The organism is Candidatus Accumulibacter contiguus (assembly GCF_012940005.1).
GTDB lineage: Bacteria > Pseudomonadota > Gammaproteobacteria > Burkholderiales > Rhodocyclaceae > Accumulibacter > Accumulibacter contiguus.
Genome location: NZ_SPMX01000006.1, coordinates 104,311 through 125,530, shown reverse-complemented (window position 1 = coordinate 125,530; position 21,220 = coordinate 104,311). Strand labels below are relative to the sequence as shown.

Genomic DNA, 21,220 nt, shown 5'->3' with positions numbered 1-21,220 from the left:
ATCGCCTTATGGGACTACTTGTTTTTTGCCACGCTGGCGGCCGCGAGCACTGCCTTCATTGTCATCCAGCTGACGCACTTGTTGCCCATCAGGCAAAACCGGTCTGTACGGGCTCCTGGATCAAGCCCTGCGACGTTGCGCGATAGACCGGGAAGACAATTCTGGCGACACAACCGGCGGGTTCGTCGGCCTCCATGTCCCTGTTGATTGGACGCAGACTCGCTGCGGCTTGATGGACTTCGGCAATCTCGCGAACGATAGCCAATCCCAGGCCACTGCCCTCACCATCGGTGCCATCCACACGGTAAAAGCGGTCGAAAACCTTCTGGGATTCGGCATCGGAAATCCCCGGCCCGCTGTCCTCGATTTCGAGCAGGGCAAAATCGCCTTGCCCAACCACCCGCGCGGTCACCCGCCCTCCAGGGGGTGTATAGCGCAGGGCATTATCGAGCAGGTTGTTGATCATCTCGCGCAACAGAAAGGCATTGCCCAGGATGAGTACGCTACCCGCAGGCTCGTAACCCAGATCAATGCGTTTTTCAAGAGCCTGCACAACCCAGGTTTCCACGACCTCCCGTAACAAGTGATTCAGATCGAGGACCACCAGGGTCTGCTGCGAGTGCTCGCTAGCCTCCGCACGGGCCAGGGCCAGTAGCTGATCGACCAGATGCGAAGCACGGTCAGCACCGTTCAGGATCTGCCTGAGGGCGTGCCGAAGCTCTGCCGGGTCGGTCTCGCGCATCGCCAGTTGCGCCTGCGTTTTCAAACCCGTCAGCGGGGTACGCATCTGATGCGCGGCATCGGCGATGAAACGGCGTTGAGCGGTCACATTCTGTTGCATTCTTGCCAACATGGAATTGAAAGCCTCGGTCAGCGGTCGCAATTCTTCCGGGACGCGGCGCAGGGCAATCGGTGAAAGATCTGCTTCGCGGCGGGCTTCAATCCGGTCACGCAAACGTGTCAGCGGACGCAAACCTTGCGACAGACCGAACCAGACCAGGACCACGGCGAGCGGAATGATCACGAACTGCGGCAGGATGACGCTGGCGATGATCTTGTTCGCCAGTTGGGAGCGCTTTTCAGTCGTTTCCCCGACCTCAATCAGCACGCCACGCTCGGGGGGCGCCCCGGCTTCCAACAGATACAGGTAGGCAACGCGCAGGGACTGTCCGCGGTACTCGTCATCGCGGAAAAGCACTTCACTGTGCTCATTCACCAGGAGGGTGTCGAGCCGTTTCGGTACGGGCAGTTCCGGATCACCGACGATCAACTGGCCATCGGGGTCAAGCATGTGAAAATAGACGTTATCGATCTCGTCCGAGCGCAGGAAGATCTGTGCCAGATTGGGTAATGCCAACTGCGGATGCCCATCGACAAAGCTGACCTGGCGCGAGATTGCCGCAACGTGTTCGCGCAAGGACTGATCGTAGGGGAAGCTGGCCACACTGTTGGCAAAGTAGTGCGTAAACGCGATGCTGATCGGCCACACGAACAGGAGTGGGGCCAGCATCCAGTCGAGAATCTCGCCAAACAGCGAGCGCTGGATGTCAGGGTTTTCTCTCTTCCGCAGGTTTCTCAAGACAGTAGCCGAGCCCGCGCACGGTAATGATGTTGACCCCGGTGGATTCGAGCTTCTTGCGCAAGCGGTGGATATAGACCTCGATCGCGTTATGGCTGACCTCCTCACCCCAACCGCAGAGGTGATCCACCAATTGATCCTTGCTGACCAGGCGCTTTGCCCGCGACAGGAGAATTTCGAGCAGGCCCAGTTCGCGTGCCGAAAGTTCGAGCATCTCGCCATTTACCAGTGCGCAGCGGTCGGTCTGATCGAAAGTCAGTGACCCACACTGGATCATCCGCGAAGTACCCGAGGAGCGGCGGCTCAGAGCCCGCACACGAGCCTCGAGTTCAGCCAGTTCAAAGGGCTTGGCCATATAGTCGTCAGCTCCGAGATCGAGCCCTTTGACCCGATCGTCAATACCGTCAAGCGCAGTCAGAATCAATACTGGCGTCGTCGAGTTACGCGCCCGCAGACGACGCAGCACGTCCCAGCCCGGCAGCCTCGGCAGACCAAGATCGAGAATCAGCAGATCATAGGTATTGGTCAACAAGGCTGTATCAGCATCCGTACCATTGTAGGCGCAGTCGATCGCATAGCCTCCCTGGCGCAGTGATCGGCACAGGCCATCGGCAATGATTCGGTCGTCTTCAGCGAGGAGAATGCGCACGGCGTGCCGCTTTTGGTTTGACAGGCGTAAGTTGTTTGTAAGTCCCTGGCTTTAGACTATGCACGCTGTTCTCCTTTTATGGTCATGGGAGTTCTGGTTTCGGCCCGAACTCGGGGAGTGCCTGAATACTGCACCGGGTACTCCCCACCATTTTTTTCGCAGCCGGGTCTCGGCAGACTTGCCGATCCTGGGGGACGCTACCCATGGTTCACTCGTCGAGTGTAACAAAAAACACGCCTTTTCGATTCGTTCGGCAAGAGATGCGCGCCTATCCGACTGTGGCCTCCGAGGCCCGTTCAGACGCAGCGGGCGTCGAATCAGCAGCCGGGTACGCCGCAGTCAGAGCGTACGCTCACAGCACCGCCTCTACCAGCCGAACCCAGTAACTCACCCCCAACGGCAGGATCTCGTCGTTGAAATCGTAATGTGGATTGTGCAGAGTGCAACCCCCGGTGCCCGGGCCATTGCCCAGCCATACGTAGCAACCCGGCTTTTTGCGAAGCATGTAGGCAAAATCCTCGGCACCCATCGAGGGAAGTTCCTTCTCGCGCACCTGATCAGCGCCCAACAATTCGCTTGCCACACGCCGACAGACTTCCGTTTCCGCAGCACTGTTTACCGTTGGCGGATAGCGATGATCAAATTGCACCGCAATCTGCGCTCCAAAAGCACTGGCAATGCCATGACACAGCCGCTCAATCGCGCGTTCGACCAGATTCTGGGTTTCGACGTTGAAGCTGCGGATCGTACCGCGCAGAACAGCGTCATCGGGGATGACATTCCAGGCTTCGCCGGCGTGCATCTGGGTGATACTGAGCACCGCGGACTCGCAGGGATGCACGTTGCGGGCAACGACGGTTTGCAGCGCCAACATCAGATGACTGCTTGCAACCAGCGTGTCGACACCCTGATGCGGCATCGCAGCATGGCAACCCTGCCCCCGCACCGAGATTTCGAAGGTACAGGTGCCGGCCATTACCGGCCCCGGCATCACCGCCATTTCGCCGACCGGGATACCCGGCCAGTTGTGCAGACCAAATACCGCGTCCATCGGAAATTTCTCGAACAGCCCTTCGGCGATCATCACCTCGGCACCTCCCTCGGACTCCTCGGCAGGCTGAAAAATGAAGTAAACGGTACCGTCGAAATCGAGATCATCCCGGTGCTCGGCCATGTAGCGTGCGGCACCAAGCAGAATCGTCGTATGCCCGTCATGACCACAGGCATGCATGCGTCCTTCGTTTCTCGAACGGTGCGGAAAGTCGTTCTTCTCGTGCAAAGGGAGCGCATCCATGTCGGCCCTCAAACCGATGGCACGGGGACTGTTGCCCTTGCGCAGGATACCGATGACACCGGTGCTCGCCAGACCACAATCGACCTCCAGCCCGTAGCGGGTCAACTCGCGAGCCACCAGTTCAGAAGTTCGCAGCTCATTGAAGGCCAGTTCCGGGTGAGCGTGGAGGTCACGCCGAATCACCGCGAGTTCAAAGAGAAAAGGAATGTTCAGAGTTGTCATACGTTCGACCGGATCACGGGGAATGTCGAGTGTATTCCAGATCTCGTGCCAGCGCTGAAGAGCTAGGATGGCCCTGGGAAAAGTTGGTGGAAAAGCCTCGGAGTATTCGTGAACAAAGCCGGCAGGAAGCGCCTGTGGATAAGTTGTTCGATTCTGTCCACATCTTCATACCGCCTTTCTTCCATCGCAAAAATCAATCCAAGCTATTGACTTGTTGAATAATAAAAAAGATATCCACAGACTTGTTGTGACTATAGTCTTTATAGTATTTGTATACAAATCTCTTTAATACAGAGCATTTGGTTCCCTGCGTTGCAGACCGCTCCCGGAATGCAAGAAGAGGGCGGAAATTCGCACCGATTCGACACCTTGCCGTGTCGCTCAGCGCATCCACGCTAACGGCCATGACTTTTCCAGGCACCCCCGATCATGAAAGTCACGGCCGTTTCCCTCTCCCCCGACCCCTCACCCGCGAGGGAGGAAGGGAGATTCGTACGTCGCATACGCGACTTTCACATTACAGAGTCTCGTCGTAGCTTGCTACACAGACCTTCCGGAGGAATATAAATTACTTTATATTCAATTACTTAAAAAAACCTCTTGGAGAGTGGCTTGCTTGTTGGGTCAGGCATCCGTTATGCTTCTGGACATGCATCTCGTTCTCATCAGCGGCCTGTCCGGTTCGGGTAAATCGATCGCCCTCAAAGTACTTGAGGATGCCAACTACTACTGCGTCGACAACCTGCCTTCGCAATTGCTACAGCCGCTGGTTGGTCAACTTGAGCTGCAAGGCTACGACCAGGTCGGAGTCGTGATCGACATTCGCGGTGGCGACAGCGTGGCCATGCTTCCCTTGCAGCTGGATGCTCTGCGCGCCAACGATCTCGACCTGCAGTTCCTGTTTCTCGACGCGCAGGATGCGACGCTGATCAAGCGCTACTCTGAAACCCGGCGTCGACACCCGCTGGCCAGCGACCAGCTGACGCTGACCGAAGCCATTGCCGAAGAACGCGTTCGCCTTGCCGAGTTGACTGCACTCGGTCACCATGTCGATACCAGCGGGGTCAAGGCCAGCGCCTTACGCGAGTGGGTCCGTCAGTTCGTTACCCGGGGTCTTTCCTCAGACCCCTGCCAGGGACTGACGCTGCTGTTCGAATCATTCGGGTTCAAGCACGGCATGCCGCTTGACGCCGACCTCGTTTTTGACGTTCGTTGCCTGCCCAATCCGCATTACGATCCGATCTTGCGTCCGCTCACCGGCCGTGACGCGCCGGTCATCGATTTCCTCGAAGCGGAACCCGAAGTGCTGCGCATGCGTGACGATATCACCGGCTTCATTCGCGCCTGGTTGCCTTCCTATGTGCAGGACAGCCGCAATTATCTGACGGTGGGCATCGGTTGCACGGGTGGCCAGCATCGCTCGGTTTACTTCGCCGAATGGTTGGGGCGCGAGTTTCGCCGTTGTGCACGCGTCTTGATTCGCCACCGTGAGTTGCGTTCTCCGATGGCTGGCAGCGAAAACCCCTGATGCTCTGGGTCGGGCTGTTCAAGTCTGGCGATTGGCTGCTGGTCATCTTGGGTCTGTGTGTCTGCGCCGCATCCCTGCCTTTGGCATGGCGCGCCGGTGTCGCCGAAAAAGCCATCATCAAGCGTGCTGGCGAAGTGTTCTCTGAACTCGATCTGGCGCGCAATCGCCGCATTGAAGTTCCTGGGCCACTCGGAATGACGACGATTGTCGTCGAGCAGCGGCGGGTGCGCGTCGCTGCCGACCCGGGTCCCCGGCAATACTGCGTGCGCCAGGGTTGGCTGACACGCCCCGGCGAGATCGCCATCTGTGCACCCAATCAGGTCAGTGTCGAGATCCAGGGGGGCAGCTACGATTCGCTCTCGTACTGAAGAGGCATGCCCGCAAGACGATTTGACCGAATCATCATCCTGCCGCCAAATGGCACCACGCCTTTCTGTACAACTATAGGGTGAGTGCTGCCGCAGCTTCTTGACGAGGAAGATGAGCATCGTGACTTTCGACACCTTCAAGTTTGTCTTGATCGCGTCCACCATCTCGTCAGCACGCAAGGAAAGATGCAAATCTACTTGGCGAGTTGCAGCTTGTGCAGTCGAGTCAGACCAGCTTTCGCAGGTGGGCGGGGGCAAATTCGACTACGAAGTCCCAGAAGGCAGCCAGTGCTGGGGTCAGGTGTTTGCTCTTGTGGCGAACGATGTGCCAGCGACGCATCACGGGTGTTCCTTCGACCTTGAGAATGCTCAGGCGTCCCGCTTTCAGTTCGAGGCCGAGGGTGTGCTGGGAAATGAAGCTGATGCCAAGGCCGGCCACAACCGCCTGCTTGATCGCTTCGTTGCTGCCCATTTCCATGCCGATGCGCGGCTTGACCGAATGTTCATGAAAGAACTCCTCCATCGCCGAACGGGTGCCCGATCCCGATTCGCGGACGATCAGCATTTCGTCGGCAAGCTCCTCGACCGCCACGCTGGGCAGCCGGCTCAAGGGATGTGCAGTACTGGCGACGATTACCAGCGGATGTGGTGCAAAGGCCACCGCCACGGCGTCGAGTTCGGCTGGCGGACGGCCCATGATGGCCAGGTCGACCTCGTTGCCGGTGAGCAGGCGACTGACGGTATCGCGGTTGTCGATCAGCATCCGGATACGCACGTCGGCCTGCGTCTTGCGAAACTCGGCCAGCAATCCCGGCGCGAAATATTCGGCAGTACTGGCCACGGCGACGGCAATGCGTCCGCCCTTCAGTCCCTTCAGGGCGAGCAGCGCCTCATCCGCTTCCTTCAGCGACTGCAGAATCTGACGCGTATGGCTGAGCAGAATTTCGCCAGCCTCGGTCAGGAAGACGCGCTTGCCGATCCGTTCGAACAGCAGGGTGCCGCTGACTTCCTCGAGCTGCTTGATCTGCAGTGAGATGGCGGCGTGCGTCAGGTGCAGCTTTTCCGCCGCGCGCGCAAACGACAGATGGCTGGCGGCCACCGAGAAGATTTGAAGCTGACGGATGGTGGCATTTCTCATAGATAATGTTTTACTAAACAAAATGAACAATACGTTTAACTAGCGTTTTTGTATCAGCCCGCTAGAATCTGGACAATTCCCAGACCGACAGAATTCCTCTCCTGGAGTATCGCCATGTTATGCGGACGTACCAACGTTAACAAATTCCTGATCGAGGAACAGCGCCGTAATCCAGCGCTGGTCGGCGATTTTTCGATGCTCATCAGCGACGTCGTGCGCTCGTGCAAGGCCATTGCACAGGGCGTCTCGCGGGGGGGCGCTGGCCGGCGTGCTGGGCGATGAGGGCAGTGAAAACGTCCAGGGCGAAGCCAGAAGAAACTCGACGTGCTGGCCAACCAGGCTTTCACTCACCATTGTGAATGGGGTGGCCATCTGGCCGCGATGGCGTCGGAGGAAATGGAGGACATCTACCCGATTCCCGCTGAACATCCTCGCGGCAAGTATCTGCTGGTCTTCGACCCGCTCGATGGTTCGTCGAACATCGACGTCAACCTGTCGGTCGGCAGTATTTTTTCAGTGCTGCGTTGCCCCGAGAATTGTAGTTCCGGCGCGCCGACTGCAGAGGATTTCTTGCAGCCTGGCAGTCGCCAGGTTGCCGCTGGCTACGCACTGTACGGTCCATCGACGATGTTGGTGCTCACCGTTGGCAGCGGCGTGTATGGGTTCACACTCGATCGTAACATCGGCGAGTTCCTGCTGACGCATCCGCATCTCGTGATTTCACCGGAAACCCGCGAGTTTGCGATCAATGCTTCCAACGAGCGTTTCTGGGAGCCGCCGGTGCAACGCTACGTCAGCGAGTGTCTGGCAGGCAAGACGGGCATTCGTGGCAAGGACTTCAACATGCGCTGGGTGGCTTCGATGGTCGCTGAGGTCCATCGGATTCTGATGCGCGGCGGCGTTTTCATGTACCCGCGCGATAGCAAGGACATGTCCAAATCGGGGCGATTGCGACTGATGTACGAAGCCAATCCGATGGCGATGATCGTTGGCCAGGCCGGCGGCCTGGCATCGACCGGCAAGGAACGCATTCTCGATGTGCAGCCGACCAGCCTGCACCAGCGGGTGCCGGTCATTCTCGGTTCGCGCGACGAGGTAGAGCGCATCGAACGCTACCACCGTGAGCACGAAACCGGAGAAGATCAGCCGTACCGGTCGCCACTCTTTTCGACGCGAACCCTGTTCAGGGACGATTGAGCAGCGCCGCGAACCGGAATAACACCCTTTACGCAACGGAGCCACACCCCATGTCGATCAAAAATCCAGTCATCGCAATCACCGGTTCTTCGGGCGCCGGCACGACCTCGGTCACGCGCGCGTTCCAACACATCTTTCGGCGCGAAAAGCTCAACGCAGCGATCATCGAGGGTGACAGTTTTCATCGTTACGACCGAGAGGAGATGCGCGCAACGATGGCCGAGAAAAGCCTCACCGGCGACAACCATTTCAGCCATTTCGGACCCGAGGCCAATCTCCTGGCAGAACTTGAAGAACTGTTCCGCGAATATGGCGAGAGTGGTCGCGGCAAGAGTCGCCACTACGTGCACGACGATGTCGAGGCAAAGCTTTATGGCTCGCCACCGGGAACTTTCACAGAATGGACCGACCTGCCGCAGAGCACCGATCTGCTCTTCTATGAAGGCCTGCACGGTGCTGCCCAGACCAATGCCATCGATGTCAGTCGCCACGTGGACCTCTGTGTTGGTGTCGTGCCGATCATCAATCTCGAATGGATCCAGAAACTGCATCGCGACAAGGCGCAGCGTGGTTACTCGACCGAAGCGGTGATGGACACCATCCTGCGGCGGATGCCTGACTACATCCATTACATCTGCCCACAATTCTCCAGGACGCACGTCAATTTCCAGCGCGTGCCGACGGTCGATACCTCGAACCCCTTCATCGCGCAGGATATTCCGTCGCAGGACGAAAGCATGCTGGTGATCCGTTTCGCCAATCCCAAGGGAATCGACTTTGCCTATCTGCTGAGCATGCTGCACGATTCTTTCATGTCGCGGCCGAACATCATTGTCTGTCCCGGCGGCAAGATGGGTCTGGCCATGCAGATCATCTTCACCCCGATGATCATGCAGTTGATGGACAAGAAACGCCGTTCGCGCTGAAAGCGGCGGCATGTCGTATTGACCAAACGGTCATGACTTTGCAAGACACCCCCGATGATGAAAGTCATGACCGTTTCCCCTCTCCCCCCGACCCCTCCCCCGCGAGGGGGAGGGAGATTTGAGAGTCGCTCGCGACTTTCATAGTAAACCTGGTTCTGATTAAAGGAGATTGTCTTGCCCACCGAATCCCGAAAATTCCGCCGCCGCTGCGCCAATGCGCTGCGCTTCCTCGCCATTGACGCTGTTCAGGCTGCGAATTCCGGTCACCCCGGGATGCCGATGGGAATGGCAGACATCGCCGAGGTCCTCTGGCGCCATCACCTCAAACACAACCCGGCCAATCCCCGATGGTGTGACCGTGACCGCTTCGTGCTCTCGAACGGACATGGGTCGATGCTGATCTACGCCTTGCTGCACCTCAGCGGTTACGATCTGCCGATCGACGAATTGAAGCGCTTCCGGCAACTGCACTCAAAAACCCCTGGGCACCCCGAATTCGGCATCACCCCCGGCATTGAAACGACCACTGGACCACTCGGCCAGGGCCTTGCCAACGCAGTGGGCATGGCCCTGGCCGAAAGGCTGCTGGCCGAGACCTTCAACCGCGAAGGGCACACGATCGTCGACCACTACACCTACGCCTTTATCGGGGATGGCTGCCTGATGGAAGGCGTTTCGCATGAGGCCTGCTCGCTGGCCGGGCGCTTGTCCTTGTCCAAGCTGATCGTTTTTTTACGACGACAACGATATTTCGATCGATGGTCACGTACAGCCCTGGTTTGCCGACGACACGCCAAAACGCTTCGAAGCTTACGGCTGGCGCGTGGTACCCCATTGCGACGGTCATGACGCCGATTCGATCGAGGCCGCAATCCGTATCGCCAGGACCCCAACCGGTCGGCCGACGCTGATCTGCTGCAAGACGATGATCGGTTTCGGTTCCCCGAACAAGGGGGGCACACACGATGTGCACGGCGCCCCCCTGGGTTCCGAAGAGATCGCCAATACCCGCCGCCAGCTCGAATGGCCTTTCGCCGCTTTCGAAGTGCCAGCCGACGTGCGCGCCGGCTGGAATGCAAGGGTCAGGGGAGAAGCCGCGGAATATGCCTGGGAAGCGAACTTCGCCGCCTATCGTGCCGCCTATCCCGAACTGGCCGCCGAATTCGAACGCCGGATGCGAGGGGAACTACCCGCCGACTGGCCGGAACATGTGACCGCGCTGCTCGCCCAATGGACGACCCGGACCACTGCCGTCGCCACGCGCAAGGCTTCGCAGAACGCCATCGAAGCGATTTCTCCGCTGCTGCCCGAACTGCTGGGTGGTTCGGCCGACCTGACCGGATCAAACCTGACCAACTGGAGCGGCACCCGGCCTGCGAACCGGGAGGCTGGCGGCAACTACATCCACTACGGCGTACGCGAATTCGGCATGACCGCGATCGCCAACGGCATTGCTCTGCATGGCGGCTTCATTCCCTACACGGCAACTTTCCTGGTGTTCTCGGATTATGCGCGCAATGCAATCCGTCTCGCGGCACTGATGAAGCTGCGGCAGTTGATGGTCTACACGCATGATTCGATTGGTCTTGGTGAAGATGGCCCGACGCACCAGCCGATCGAGCATGCGGCTGCGTTGCGGCTGATTCCGGGTCTCGACGTCTGGCGCCCGGCCGATGCCATGGAGACCGCGGTGGCCTGGAGCGCAGCGCTTGAGCGACACGATGGTCCCTCATGCTTCCTGTTGTCGAGGCAGAACCTGCCGGCACTGCCGCGCAGCGCCGAGCAGATGGCCAGCATCCGGCTGGGTGGCTACGTGCTGCGCGAGGCCGATGGCGGAACGCCGAGTGTCGTGCTGATCGGAACCGGCTCGGAACTCAGTCTCACCCTGGACGCCCAGGCCGTTCTCGCTCGGGAAGGAATCGCTGCGCGCGTCGTCGCCATGCCCTGTACCCAACGCTTCGATCTGCAACCCCTGGCTTACCGCCAGACGGTGCTGCCGCCATCGATCCCGTTACTTGCGGTCGAAGCCGGACATCCCGATCTGTGGTGGAAGTACGTCGGGCCAAACGGTGCCGTGATCGGTATCGACCGCTTCGGAGAATCGGCGCCAGCCGCCGAACTCTACGAATTCTTCGGTATCCATGTCGCGAATATCGTCGCGCAGGCGCGTCGTCTGAGCGCATCGGCACCCATTGTCCGCTGCCAGTGACGGCCCCTCGGCAGTACGGGGCGCACCGGCGGGCGCTTGCCCGAGACCATGATGCCTGACTCGCACGGGGTGGGTCGCGTGCCCCCCCGTAGCCGGCGATCCCGTCAGTCCTCTGCTTCCAGGGCATCGCGGACGCTTTGGCGGCGCCCGACGCGTTCCTGGAAAGCCAGTAGAGTCGGCCACTGCGCGATTTCCATGCCTATTGCACGGCTCCAGGCGAGGACGGTGAACAGGTAGGCGTCGGCGACGGTGAACTGGTCGCCCAGGAGGTAATCCCTGTCCGACAGGCGGGTGGCGATATAGCCCAGGCGAGCGACGATGTTCTCCTGGAGGCGGAACCGGTAATCCTCCGGTGTGCCCGGCCTGAATAGCGGCGTGAAGGCTTTGTGCAGCTCGGAACTGATGAAGGCCAGCCATTCCTGCAACTGATAACGTTCTAGCGTGTAAGGACGCGGCGCCAGGCCGCTCTCCGGCCGGCGGTCGGCAATGTACTGAACGATAGCCGAAACTTCGGTGAGACAGACACCGTCGTCGATTTCGAGCACTGGTACGTAGCCCTTCGGGTTGATGGCGCTGAAGTCGCTGCCGTCCGCCAGCTTGCGCTGGCGGATATCGACGCGCACCAGCTCGAAGTCGAGGCCGCACTCGCGCAGGGCGATGTGCGCTGCCAGCGAGCAGGTGCCGGGGGTGTAGTAGAGCTTGACGTCCAGGCTACCCGGCAGCGCTGGCGGCGTGGGCTGGGTTTTCTGGTGTTCTTTCGCCGACCAGGGGATGCGGGTGACTTCGACAGTGAGGAAGCCGCTGTTATTGCCGTAAGAATAAGGAGAGTCGTTGGCGAAGAAGTACAGGAAACCCGATTCGCTGATCTCGATTTCGCAGCCATTCGGGGCGGCAATCAGGCTGCTCTCGTCGTCAATGCGCGCGACGCCGCTGATGGCGCTTTCGAGCAGCCCGGTGAACAGGTTCTCCGAGTCGGGATTGTTGGCTTCCAGATCGGGCCGCGGATGGATGGCGGCGACCAAGGAAAACCACGGGCGTTCTTCGAGGCGGCGGCTGCCTTCGGCAAGTTGCAGGAACCAGGCTTTGGATTCGTAGCCGTCGGCTCCCGAAGGAGTTCCCTTGTCGGTCCACGCGCCGCTGGCTTCGATACGGTATTTCTCGCCGGCATCGACTTCGACGCCGGAGGCGTTCCACCATTTGTGCGCGTAGGCCGGGAAGCGTGTCGAGCCATCGAGCGGCAGCTTGCGGAAGGGCAGGGGCTCACGCTCCGATTGCAGCTCTTCCTCGGGGGGCTGCCCGTCTTTCGGGTAGAAGGCGGCGCAGGCCGGCACATCCTCGAGTGCCTTGGGGCGATAGTCGGAGCGCTCCTGCAGCCGCAACAGGACACAGGGGTGCAGTTGGGCATCGTCGGGAATCTTGCGTTCCTCGTGTGGCCGCGATCGCCAGACCAGGTTGTGCGTTTCATCGTGCCGGTCCTCCAGGGGATCGGGCGCCAGGGGCTGGCTGAGTTGAGCGGGCAATAGCCGCAGGCTGGCGTCGAGGTCGTTGACCTCGTTCATCATCCATTCGAGGGAGATGTCCGAGAGTCCGCAGTGTTCGTAACCGCCACCGACATCCGCATGCACGCCGGGGAACCAGACCTGCTTGATCCCCGCGCGCTCGTTCCACAGTGTCGGCCGGAAGTCGGAACGTTCTTCGTCTATGGCCAGTGCCTGGCGCCCGTACTCGACGCGGGGGCTCAGTTCGCGGTCGGCAAACTTCAGGAAGCGCAGCTCGTCGCGGTCGAGCATGCGCAGGCCATTGAACTCCGGTACGCCAAATTCGCCGACCGTATCCCAGACACCGATCATGCGGATCGGTGTTTCGTCGTGGTATTTCCAGAAGCGCCCACCGCGTTTCTTGCCACGGCCTTCCTTGAAGGCCAGCCAGATTTTTTCGGCCATGTCGGCAGCGGTGTCGTCGTAGGCTTCGGCTGCCCAGATCAAGCCGGTGCGGGCGATGAAGGCGCATAGGCTGCGGGCCGCCCAGGCCCCGCGAGAAAAACCGAACAACCAGATTTTGTCACCGCTCTGATACATCTGTGAGACCAGTACATAAGCGTCGATCATGCAATCGTGCAGACCAATGCCCTGCGTGCTGCCCAGCAATCCTTGTGTTCGCCCGCCGTTGCCGACACTTTTCAGATAAAAAGCGGCGAGTTCCTCATTGCGCTTGCTGAGATGAGAGCGGATCGGTCCCTGCTCCTCGACAAATTGTTCCCTGCCGGGCAGCATCTCGAACAAGCGATACACATTGGTTTGTTCGATGGGATCGTTCCAGGTGCCATCCATGCAAACAACGATCTGTTTGTTCATCGTTCCTCCTCGTCGTCACTGCGTTCTTGACACGGTCGCACGACATCCAGGTCGTCGGTGCGCGCCGGGTTCTTCTGAATCCATAAGCATAGCTTGCTTGAGGATCGCCTTGGGATCCACTTTGCTGTGAACATCGCACCCGCAAACGGCATCCGTCAATGACAAAGAACTATCTGCTCCTGCTTGAAGCGCTCGTGGCGGCCAGAACGGCGAGGCCGATCAGGACGGCCGCGCTCAGGTAGCGGGCAAAGCGAGGCGCCTTGTGCAGGCGGGATAGCGCTGGCGACGCGGCGCTCGCGGTCAGTACATAAATACTGTCGGTGACGAGCGCAATCAAGACGAACAGCACGCCAAAAAGCATGCTCTGAAGCATCGCCGGTGCTGCCGGATGGATGAACTGCGGCAGGAATGCGGCGAAGAACAACGCCGTTTTCGGATTCAGCACCGCTACCATGAAGCCATCGCGGAAGATCGCCGCGAGAGCGGCCTTCCCGAAAGCGTCGCCTGGCGTGCTGGGAGGGGCAGTAGCCAGCGTTTTGACTCCCAGATAGAAGAGGTAGAGTGCCCCAGCGTACTGGATGACTGCGAAGGCCAGAGAGGAGAGGGTCAACAGCGCTGCCAGTCCGATCGCTGCGCCGATGGCGTTGACCAGGTTGCCCGATGCGACACCGGCGACCGAAGAAAGCCCCGCGCGCCTGCCTTGCTCCAGGGTGCGAGCCAGTATGTAGATCACTCCCGGCCCCGGCGTTGCCGCGAGCACCAGGCTGGCAAGCAGGAAAGCAGGCAGGGCAGGGTTGTGGAGGAAGGCTTCACTCATGAGCGCCCAGAAAATTGTTACACTCTCGGGATCTTACGCGCCTATTTGCACTTCCATCTGATGGTACATTGTCCATGTCGTTTTCCCCGCATCCATTCCGTTGCTGCCTGACAATCCTCCTGCTCCTCTCGGCTTGCGCGACGGTTGAAAAACCACCTGCGTCGGGCGATTCCGGGAAGAACGGTGCGATGCAAGAGCAGGCCGCACAATCTCCTGCGCATACCGGTCGGCCAGGAACGGCAAAACCGACCCCTTTCGCCGATGAAGAGGCCCGAAGGACTGTCTATTTTTCTTTTGACGGCGCGACCATCGACAGTGATGGAGATGCAGTGCTTCGCCAGAACGCTCAGAAACTCAAAGAGGATCCACAACTGATCGTGATCCTGGTCGGCCATACCGATAATCTGGGCAGTGCCGCTTACAACCTTGCGGTGGCGGACAAGCGCATCGAGGCAGTGAGCGACCGGCTGCGCTCGCTTGGCGTCGCAAGAAACCAGATTCGCCGCCAACCCGTCGGCAGCGAGCAAAGCAGCAAACTGAAATGCGACAGCGAAGCCTGCCGTCGCACGATGCGGCGAGTCGAACTGGTCTATGAGCGGCGCTGAGGGAAACGGTCAGGGCTTTCATCATCCGGGGTGTCTCACAAAGCCATGACCGTTAGGCCGGTGCTTGCCAGATGTTCCGGCAGTTGGTTTCCCGAATCCGCCACGAAGCCAGGGCACCGAAGCTGGCCGTTCCGGCCAGCAGGAGCAGGCCGGTGTGGAAATCCGCTGGCGTGTACAGGCGTGCCCCGGCTGCTGTCAGACCCCCTTGCCAGCTCCAATCCATGACCCAGCCGACCAGCGGCTGCAGGATGGCGGCCGCCAGGAAGCCGCCCATATTGGTCACGCTGGTCGACATACCCGAGAGTAGTGGCGGATTGACCTCCTTGGCGCAGGCCCAGGTCAGCGTGAAGCTGGCGGTGAGCAGTCCCATCAGCGCGAACAGCGCGAAGCTCAAGCTCACAGGCAGGGTGCTGCCGGAAAGCCAGACCAGCCAGATCAAGGCATACAGGTGGCTACCCGCCACCAGCACCGGCTTGCGCCGGCCCAGGCGATCAGAGAGCGTACCGACGAATACACAGCCCAGCGCGAAACCAGCGAAATAGAGACTCACGTGCCTGGCTGCCACGGCGCGCTCCAGATGATGCACCTCGGTCAGGAAAGGCGTTGCCCACAAGCCCGCAAAAGCAAAGAAACTGCCGCTGATCCCGAAATTGACTGCGGCAACCGGCCAGGTGTCACGGTTACCGAGCACCGACAGCAGGCCGGAGAATATCACCGTGCGGTCGAAGCGAGGTTTGCCTGCCGGGGCCGATGGACTTTGGCTCTCATCTGCAGGCTCGCGCAACAAGTACCAGCAAGCCGTTCCCAGTAGCAGCGAAACAGCCGCCAGGCCGACGAATATACTTCGCCAGCCGGTGATCTGGGCCAGCCAGGAGAGTGGCGCGCCGGCCAGCACCGATCCCAGGTTACCGATCAGCATGCTCAGGCCAACCAGGCTGGCAAAGCGGCGTTCATCAAAAGACAGGGCGATGATCTTGAGCATGGCGATGAAAGTCACTGAAACGCCCAGCCCGATCAGCGTACGCCCCAGCAGGGCCAGATCGAAATTGGGCGCCATGCCGAACAACAGGCTCCCGACGCCGCCGACCAGTCCGCCGAGCAGGAGAATCAGGCGCGGTCCGAGGGTATCGACGAGGATGCCGGTCGGCACCTGCATCACGGTGTAAACGTAGAAGTAGGTCGCCGCCAGCACCCCCAGCGATGACGCCGTGGTGTTGAACGCCGTGATCAGGTCCGGCGCGATGCCGGCAGGCGCAAAGCGCTGAAAAAACGACAGGACGTAAGCCGCAATAACGATCCCCAGGGCCAGTGCGCGGCGGCGACCTTGCTGCCGGGCCAGGTCGCTCATCGCGCTGCGGATTCCGGTAATCCAGGCAGACAGGAGGCCGCCGGCGCCCCTGGGGCGTCTTTCACGACAGCCCCCGGCTGCTCAGATCACGCACCAGCGCCCGGTCGACCTTGAGGATGTGGTTGACCAGCCAATCGCGGATGAAGCCCATCAGCTCGACCGAGATTGCCCCTCCGTCTTCATACTGGCGCTTGAACTTCGAGACTTCTGCGATCAGCTTGCGATGGGCGGCCAGGTGCGCCGCGCGGTCTGGGTAGCTGTGCTTCTCCATCAGCTTCTCTTCGAAGCCGAAATGATTGACCGTATAGTTGACGAGTTCGTCGAGAATCGATCCGCAGGCCACCCGGCCTGCTCCGGTGAGCATGGCATGGTTCAGACGGTTGGCGATTTCGATCAACACCTGATGCTGGCGATCGATTTCCGCATGCCCCACGGCCAAGGCACTTGACCAGGCCATCAGCGGCTTGACCGCAGCCTGAGCACGAGCCGCCGGTTGCCGTCCGTTGCCGTCCAACTCGCCAATATTGAAGCGTTGCACCATCGAGAACATCTCGCTGGACGCCTGTTCCAGGTCGGCCGCCGATTGCAGCGACTGTTTGATTACATTCTCGGTCTGTCCTGAAGCGGTCATCACCTCATCGACATTGCTGACGATGTCTTCGATGCGCTGTGTCTGCTCGCGGGTCGCCTGCGAAAGCGCCTTCATTTTCTGGAGAGTGTCCTGCGCCTGTTCTTCGATGGCATACAAGGTGTCGGCGGCGGAGTTGGCCTGCGTGACGCCGCTGGCGATTACCGGTGCCGCCGCCTGCATGCCTTCGACTGCACTTTCGGTATCGGTCCGGATGCCCTGCAGGATGCTCCCGATCTCACTCGTCGCCTTGCTGGTTCGCTCAGCGAGTTTGCGGACCTCGTCGGCCACGACCGCGAAGCCGCGCCCCTGTTCGCCGGCGCGGGCAGCCTCGATGGCTGCATTGAGTGCCAACAGATTGGTCTGGTCGGCAATTTCCCTGATCACCCTGGCCATGTTGCCGATTTCGCTGGTACTGGCCACCAGCCGGGAAACCTGCTCCGACGAGACCGCGACCGTATCGGCGATGGCCTGCATCTCGACTGCAACCTTTGCCGCTACATTGGCGCCATCATGGGCGCGCCGCGCGACCTCGTTGGCGCCATCTTCGGTTGCATGTACCAGTCCATTCACCACATCGACGCTTGCCGAAACGTCGGTAATCGCCAAACGGCTGTGTTTGACGGCAGCGGCCTGCACCTGGGTCGCCAGGTTGATCGCGTTGGACTCGGCGGAAAGGCGTTCGATACTTGCCTGCACCTTGTTGGCGTTGATGAAGATGGCGCGCAGCATTTCCTTGAGGCTGCTCTGCATGTGCGCGAGAACGAACATGAGGCTGTCCCGGTCATCTCTTTGCAAGGGTACCTCCTGCGTCAGGTCGCCGCTGGCGATCCTGCTGGACACGCCCAACGCGAGGCGGGGTTCGCCACCGAACTCGCTGACGATGCTTTTCCGCACCAGCCAACTGCTCAGCAGCAGGATGCAGGTAGCAGCAATCGCCAGTAAGACGCTGTGCTTCGCCTCTTCCAGGAATATCCGGTCGACATCATCAATGTAGATGCCGGAACCAACGACCCAGCCCCAGGGTTCGAACTTCTTGACGTAGGACAGCTTGGTAAACAGTTCGCTGCTCACCCCGCCGCCTGCGAGAGGCTTGGGCCAGAGGTATTCGACATAGCCTTCGCCTGCCTTGTCGACCACCTCGTTGAAGCTGACAAAGAGATTCTTGCCATCCGCCTTGATCTTGTCGCCGCTCAGCCCGGCCTGCAGGGAGATGGCCTTGTTGAAACGGCTCTCATCGAGCACCTTGCCATCGAGCGCTGGTACCGTCGAGTGCATCACCATTTTCGGCACCGGCTTGCCGAGGTCGTTGATCCAGAAGTACTCGGTCTTTTCATAACGCATCCGCTTGACCGCAGCGATCGCTTGCTGTCTGGCTTCGTCCTCGCTCAGCGTGCCGGCTTTCTGCAGATCGTGGTAATGATCAAGGACGCTGATCGCCACCTCGACCAGATGCCGTGTCTTGACCTGGCGGTCCTCGTAAAGCAGGTGATGCATCGACCACACACTTTCCCAGACGATCAGCAGCATGGCCAGCAAGGCCAGAACGGCGGTCACGGTCAGTCGATTCATCAGACTCAGGCGACGCAACAACGCAGCAATCATGTCCATCCCCTATTTTCTATTCTCGGCCAATCGGCGATGCTGTACCAATCGAACGAAAGATGCAACAGCAGGCGGATCGGGGAATCAAACAATACAAGTAAAGACCATCCCTTTTGATAAGATGCACGATGAGAATCTCGAAAGTGCGGTGCCGAAATTCCCACGCCGCTTCCGGATTTGGATACCGTAACAATCAGGCTCCGACATTACCCAGGGAAACCGGGGGATGTATTATTCAGCAGCAGGACCACGTGCCGTTCGGGCAGTCGTTGCTGCGGGAGGAATGTTGATGATCAGAAAATTAGTCTTGCCGGTACGAAAGCTGCTGAGCGGGACGCTGAGAAAGCTGTTCAACTTTCTCCCGCGAGAAAGGCGCTTCGCTGTTTACCGTAATTTCGTCGATTGCGATCCTGCGCCGAACGCCAGCCTCGAGTTGAAGATCGCGGATACCCAGGAGGAACTCGAGGCATGCTTTACCTTGCTACACGACGCCTACGTGGGCAGCAAGTTCATGAAGCCCGATCCCTCCGGGATGCGCGTGACCATATATCATGCCTTGCCGACGACCACGACCTTGTGCGCCAAGTATGACGGAGAGGTGGTCGGCACCCTGTCCCTGATCAGGGAGAGCGTTCTGGGATTTCCCCTGCAGCGCATCTTCGATTTGACGGCCTTGCGGGAAAAGAAGGGGAACATTGCCGAGGTGTCGGCTTTGGCGATACATCGCCGTTTCCGCCGAACCGGCGGCAGCATTCTGTTCCCGCTGATGAAATTCATGTACGAGTACTGCACTACCTTCTTTGATACCCGGCACCTGGTGATCGCGGTCAATCCCAGCCATATCGAGATGTACGAATCCTTGCTGTTCTTCAAACGGCTGACGCAAAACGTGGTCGAGAATTACGATTTCGTGAATGGCGCGCCAGCCGTTGGCGCAACACTGGACCTCAGTACCGCCCCGGAAGTATTCAGAAGACACTATTCTTCCAAACCGCCCAAGCGGAACCTTTATGCCTTCTTCACCGAGGTCAGGCTGCCCAACATCAAGCTGCCGCCGCGCCGTTTCTATACCACCAATGATCCGGTGCTGACTCCCGAGTTGCTCGATCACTTCTTCAATGTGCGCACGAGCGTCTTCATGCAGCTCAGCGATCGCAAGAAGAAGCTGCTGCATACGATCTACGACCTGCCGGCGTACCGCTCGATTCTGCCAGCACTCCCCGAGGAGAGTCAGGATGTCGCGGTGGACAGGAGCCACCGGCGTTTTTCGGTCAGATGTCCGGCAAAGTTTTCGGTACCGGCGCTCGATGGCATGTCATGCCGGTTGCGGCTCGAAATCTTCGAACTGTCGCGTTACGGTTTTCAGGCGTACGCACAGGCCGGCGTCCCACTCAATGTCTGGGGTGAGGCGATTGTTCGGCTGGGTCCTTCGGAAGTATCTCAAATCTACGTTTTGGCGACGAGGGAGTCGGCGAGCGGAGTTTTTGACTTCGAGCTGGGTGAGCCGGACCTGATCTGGCGCAAGTTCGTCAATGCACTGTACCGCGGCAGCACCCACGCCGACCTGGAAAACGCGACGCGCTTCATGACCGAAAAGTGAGGTGCTGACTGGACCCCTGACTGGACCCGTTACCTGCCGCCTGCAGTCGCTGGCGGTAATGTGCCGGGGCCATACCGGTCCATCTCACGAAAGCCCGGTAGAAGGCCGCACTGTCGGCAAAACCCAGTTCGGCGGCCACCTCTGCAAGTGCCTGTCTGGTCTTGGCGAGTCGGTTGATCGCCAGATCGCGGCGCAAGGCATCCTTGATCGCCTGAAAGCTCGATCCCTCTTCCTCCAGCCGGCGATGCAGCGTGCGTGGCGATATATTCAGTGTGCGGGCGACCTCGGCGAGCGAGTTCGACACCGGCAGCGCGTCACGCAACGTGTTGCGTACGCGCAGGACCATCTCGCGGTCACGACGGTACAAAGTGGTCAGCTTGCCGGGTGCGCCTTCGAGGAAGCTTTGCAGGGCTGCCTCGTCGCGACGAATCGGCAGGTCCAGCAAGTTGGCAGCGAAGAAGGCGGTGAGCCTCTGGGCATCAAAAGTCGAGTGCGCAGTGTAAATCAGCGCATAATCCTGTGCGTGTTGCGGGCGAGGGTAAGGGAAAGCAACCGAATCGAGAACGATGCTGCGTCCCACCAGCCAGGAAAAAAGTCCGTGCAGCAGGCGCAGTAGCCATTCGAAGGCGAAGATCCGTCCGATGGTGAGCGGGCGGTTTTCCACGATGCACAGGCATGCCTGCTCGAGGTGGCTATCGAGACGGACACCGAGGTCGGGCAGCAGCAAGCGCAGGAAGCGAATGCTGCGATCGATGGCCTCGGCCAGCGTCGGCGCGGTGATGGTGCTGCGACAGAGGAACTCGAAGGTGCCGGTACGTATCGGCACCGAGAACAGTCCAAATCCTTCATCGTCGAGTTCGCTATTGATCAGATTGTACAGTTCGGCGTAGCGGTCGACGGGAATGCGGGCGCTCGGGTCGTGCAGCACCTGCACCGCTATGTGTGCCCTTTCGAGGAGCGGTTCGGTATCACGACCTGCATGCTGAAGACCTGCCAGCATTCCCTGTACAAAGGCAATGGCCACGGTCGCGCGTGCCGGAGCAGTGGCAGTTGGTGTGGCATCCTTGACCCTCTCGCCGGTGATCTCCTTGGCAGTCTTCTCAGGGTTTGGCATCGGCTTCTCGCAAGGCTGTGTATTGATGGGATATTTCAA

At 59.7% G+C, this 21,220-nt stretch carries 14 protein-coding genes and 2 pseudogenes; 7 read left to right on the top strand and 9 right to left on the bottom strand.

The window, feature by feature from the left end; genetic code table 11:
• Positions 1-88 precede the first annotated feature (88 nt).
• The 3 genes from E4Q08_RS02455 to E4Q08_RS02445 form a co-directional block, all read right to left on the bottom strand.
• On the bottom strand, positions 89-1,579 hold the full coding sequence (locus tag E4Q08_RS02455) for a sensor histidine kinase (RefSeq protein WP_248594641.1): 1,491 nt from the start codon (positions 1,577-1,579) through the stop codon (positions 89-91).
• Positions 1,548-2,228, bottom strand: coding sequence for a response regulator transcription factor (locus E4Q08_RS02450; protein ID WP_169069196.1), 681 nt, complete (start codon positions 2,226-2,228; stop codon positions 1,548-1,550). The genes E4Q08_RS02455 and E4Q08_RS02450 overlap by 32 nt, the downstream gene beginning before the upstream one ends.
• 352 nt (positions 2,229-2,580) lie before the next feature.
• Positions 2,581-3,744, bottom strand: a complete 1,164-nt coding sequence (locus E4Q08_RS02445) for a M20 aminoacylase family protein (protein ID WP_169069195.1) — start codon at positions 3,742-3,744, stop codon at positions 2,581-2,583.
• A 649-nt stretch (positions 3,745-4,393) separates the two neighbouring features.
• On the opposite strand from E4Q08_RS02445, the gene rapZ reads away from it, so the two are divergent.
• Together rapZ and E4Q08_RS02435 are read left to right on the top strand one after the other, a co-directional pair.
• A complete protein-coding gene (gene rapZ / locus E4Q08_RS02440) occupies positions 4,394-5,272 on the top strand; it encodes an RNase adapter RapZ (protein ID WP_034914081.1) in 879 nt (292 codons plus the stop codon).
• The gene (locus E4Q08_RS02435; RefSeq protein WP_169069194.1) at positions 5,272-5,640 is read left to right on the top strand and encodes a NusG domain II-containing protein; all 369 of its coding nucleotides are present in this window, start codon (positions 5,272-5,274) and stop codon (positions 5,638-5,640) included. The genes rapZ and E4Q08_RS02435 overlap by 1 nt, the downstream gene beginning before the upstream one ends.
• 226 nt (positions 5,641-5,866) lie before the next feature.
• Here the strand turns inward: E4Q08_RS02435 and E4Q08_RS02430 are convergent, their stop codons facing one another.
• A complete protein-coding gene (locus tag E4Q08_RS02430) occupies positions 5,867-6,778 on the bottom strand; it encodes a LysR family transcriptional regulator (RefSeq protein ID WP_169069193.1) in 912 nt (303 codons plus the stop codon).
• A 114-nt stretch (positions 6,779-6,892) separates the two neighbouring features.
• Between E4Q08_RS02430 and E4Q08_RS02425 the strand changes: the two are divergent.
• The 3 genes and pseudogenes from E4Q08_RS02425 to tkt all read left to right on the top strand — a co-directional run bounded on the left by E4Q08_RS02425 (position 6,893) and on the right by tkt (position 11,110).
• Positions 6,893-7,975, top strand: a pseudogene (locus E4Q08_RS02425) (class 1 fructose-bisphosphatase).
• 50 nt (positions 7,976-8,025) lie between these two features.
• A complete protein-coding gene (locus E4Q08_RS02420) occupies positions 8,026-8,901 on the top strand; it encodes a phosphoribulokinase (protein WP_169069192.1) in 876 nt (291 codons plus the stop codon).
• A gap of 174 nt (positions 8,902-9,075) precedes the next feature.
• A pseudogene (tkt, locus tag E4Q08_RS02415) lies at positions 9,076-11,110 on the top strand (transketolase).
• 104 nt (positions 11,111-11,214) lie between these two features.
• On the opposite strand, the gene gstA reads toward tkt, so the two are convergent.
• Both gstA and E4Q08_RS02405 read right to left on the bottom strand, forming a co-directional pair.
• On the bottom strand, positions 11,215-13,464 hold the full coding sequence (gstA, locus tag E4Q08_RS25575) for a glutathione transferase GstA (protein WP_169069191.1): 2,250 nt from the start codon (positions 13,462-13,464) through the stop codon (positions 11,215-11,217).
• A gap of 169 nt (positions 13,465-13,633) precedes the next feature.
• On the bottom strand, positions 13,634-14,281 hold the full coding sequence (locus E4Q08_RS02405) for a LysE family translocator (protein WP_169069190.1): 648 nt from the start codon (positions 14,279-14,281) through the stop codon (positions 13,634-13,636).
• 74 nt (positions 14,282-14,355) lie between these two features.
• Between E4Q08_RS02405 and E4Q08_RS02400 the strand changes: the two genes are divergently transcribed.
• Positions 14,356-14,886 carry an OmpA family protein gene (locus tag E4Q08_RS02400; protein WP_308240036.1) on the top strand — a complete coding sequence of 177 codons (531 nt, stop codon included), beginning with the start codon at positions 14,356-14,358 and terminating at the stop codon, positions 14,884-14,886.
• 52 nt (positions 14,887-14,938) lie between these two features.
• Here E4Q08_RS02400 and E4Q08_RS02395 read toward each other — a convergent pair whose 3' ends face one another.
• Positions 14,939-16,234 (bottom strand): MFS transporter, encoded by a 1,296-nt coding sequence (locus E4Q08_RS02395; protein ID WP_169069188.1) that lies wholly within the window; start codon positions 16,232-16,234, stop codon positions 14,939-14,941.
• A gap of 61 nt (positions 16,235-16,295) precedes the next feature.
• The gene (locus E4Q08_RS02390; RefSeq protein ID WP_169069187.1) at positions 16,296-18,473 is read right to left on the bottom strand and encodes a bacteriohemerythrin; all 2,178 of its coding nucleotides are present in this window, start codon (positions 18,471-18,473) and stop codon (positions 16,296-16,298) included.
• 283 nt (positions 18,474-18,756) lie between these two features.
• On the opposite strand from E4Q08_RS02390, the gene E4Q08_RS02385 reads away from it, so the two are divergent.
• On the top strand, positions 18,757-20,067 hold the full coding sequence (locus E4Q08_RS02385; protein WP_034915397.1) for an N-acyl amino acid synthase FeeM domain-containing protein: 1,311 nt from the start codon (positions 18,757-18,759) through the stop codon (positions 20,065-20,067).
• Here the strand turns inward: E4Q08_RS02385 and E4Q08_RS02380 are convergent.
• Positions 20,051-21,181: an AraC family transcriptional regulator gene (locus tag E4Q08_RS02380; protein WP_169069186.1), complete on the bottom strand. Its 1,131-nt coding sequence runs from the start codon at positions 21,179-21,181 to the stop codon at positions 20,051-20,053. The two genes, E4Q08_RS02385 and E4Q08_RS02380, sit on opposite strands and share 17 nt — an antisense overlap.
• Positions 21,182-21,220 lie beyond the last annotated feature (39 nt).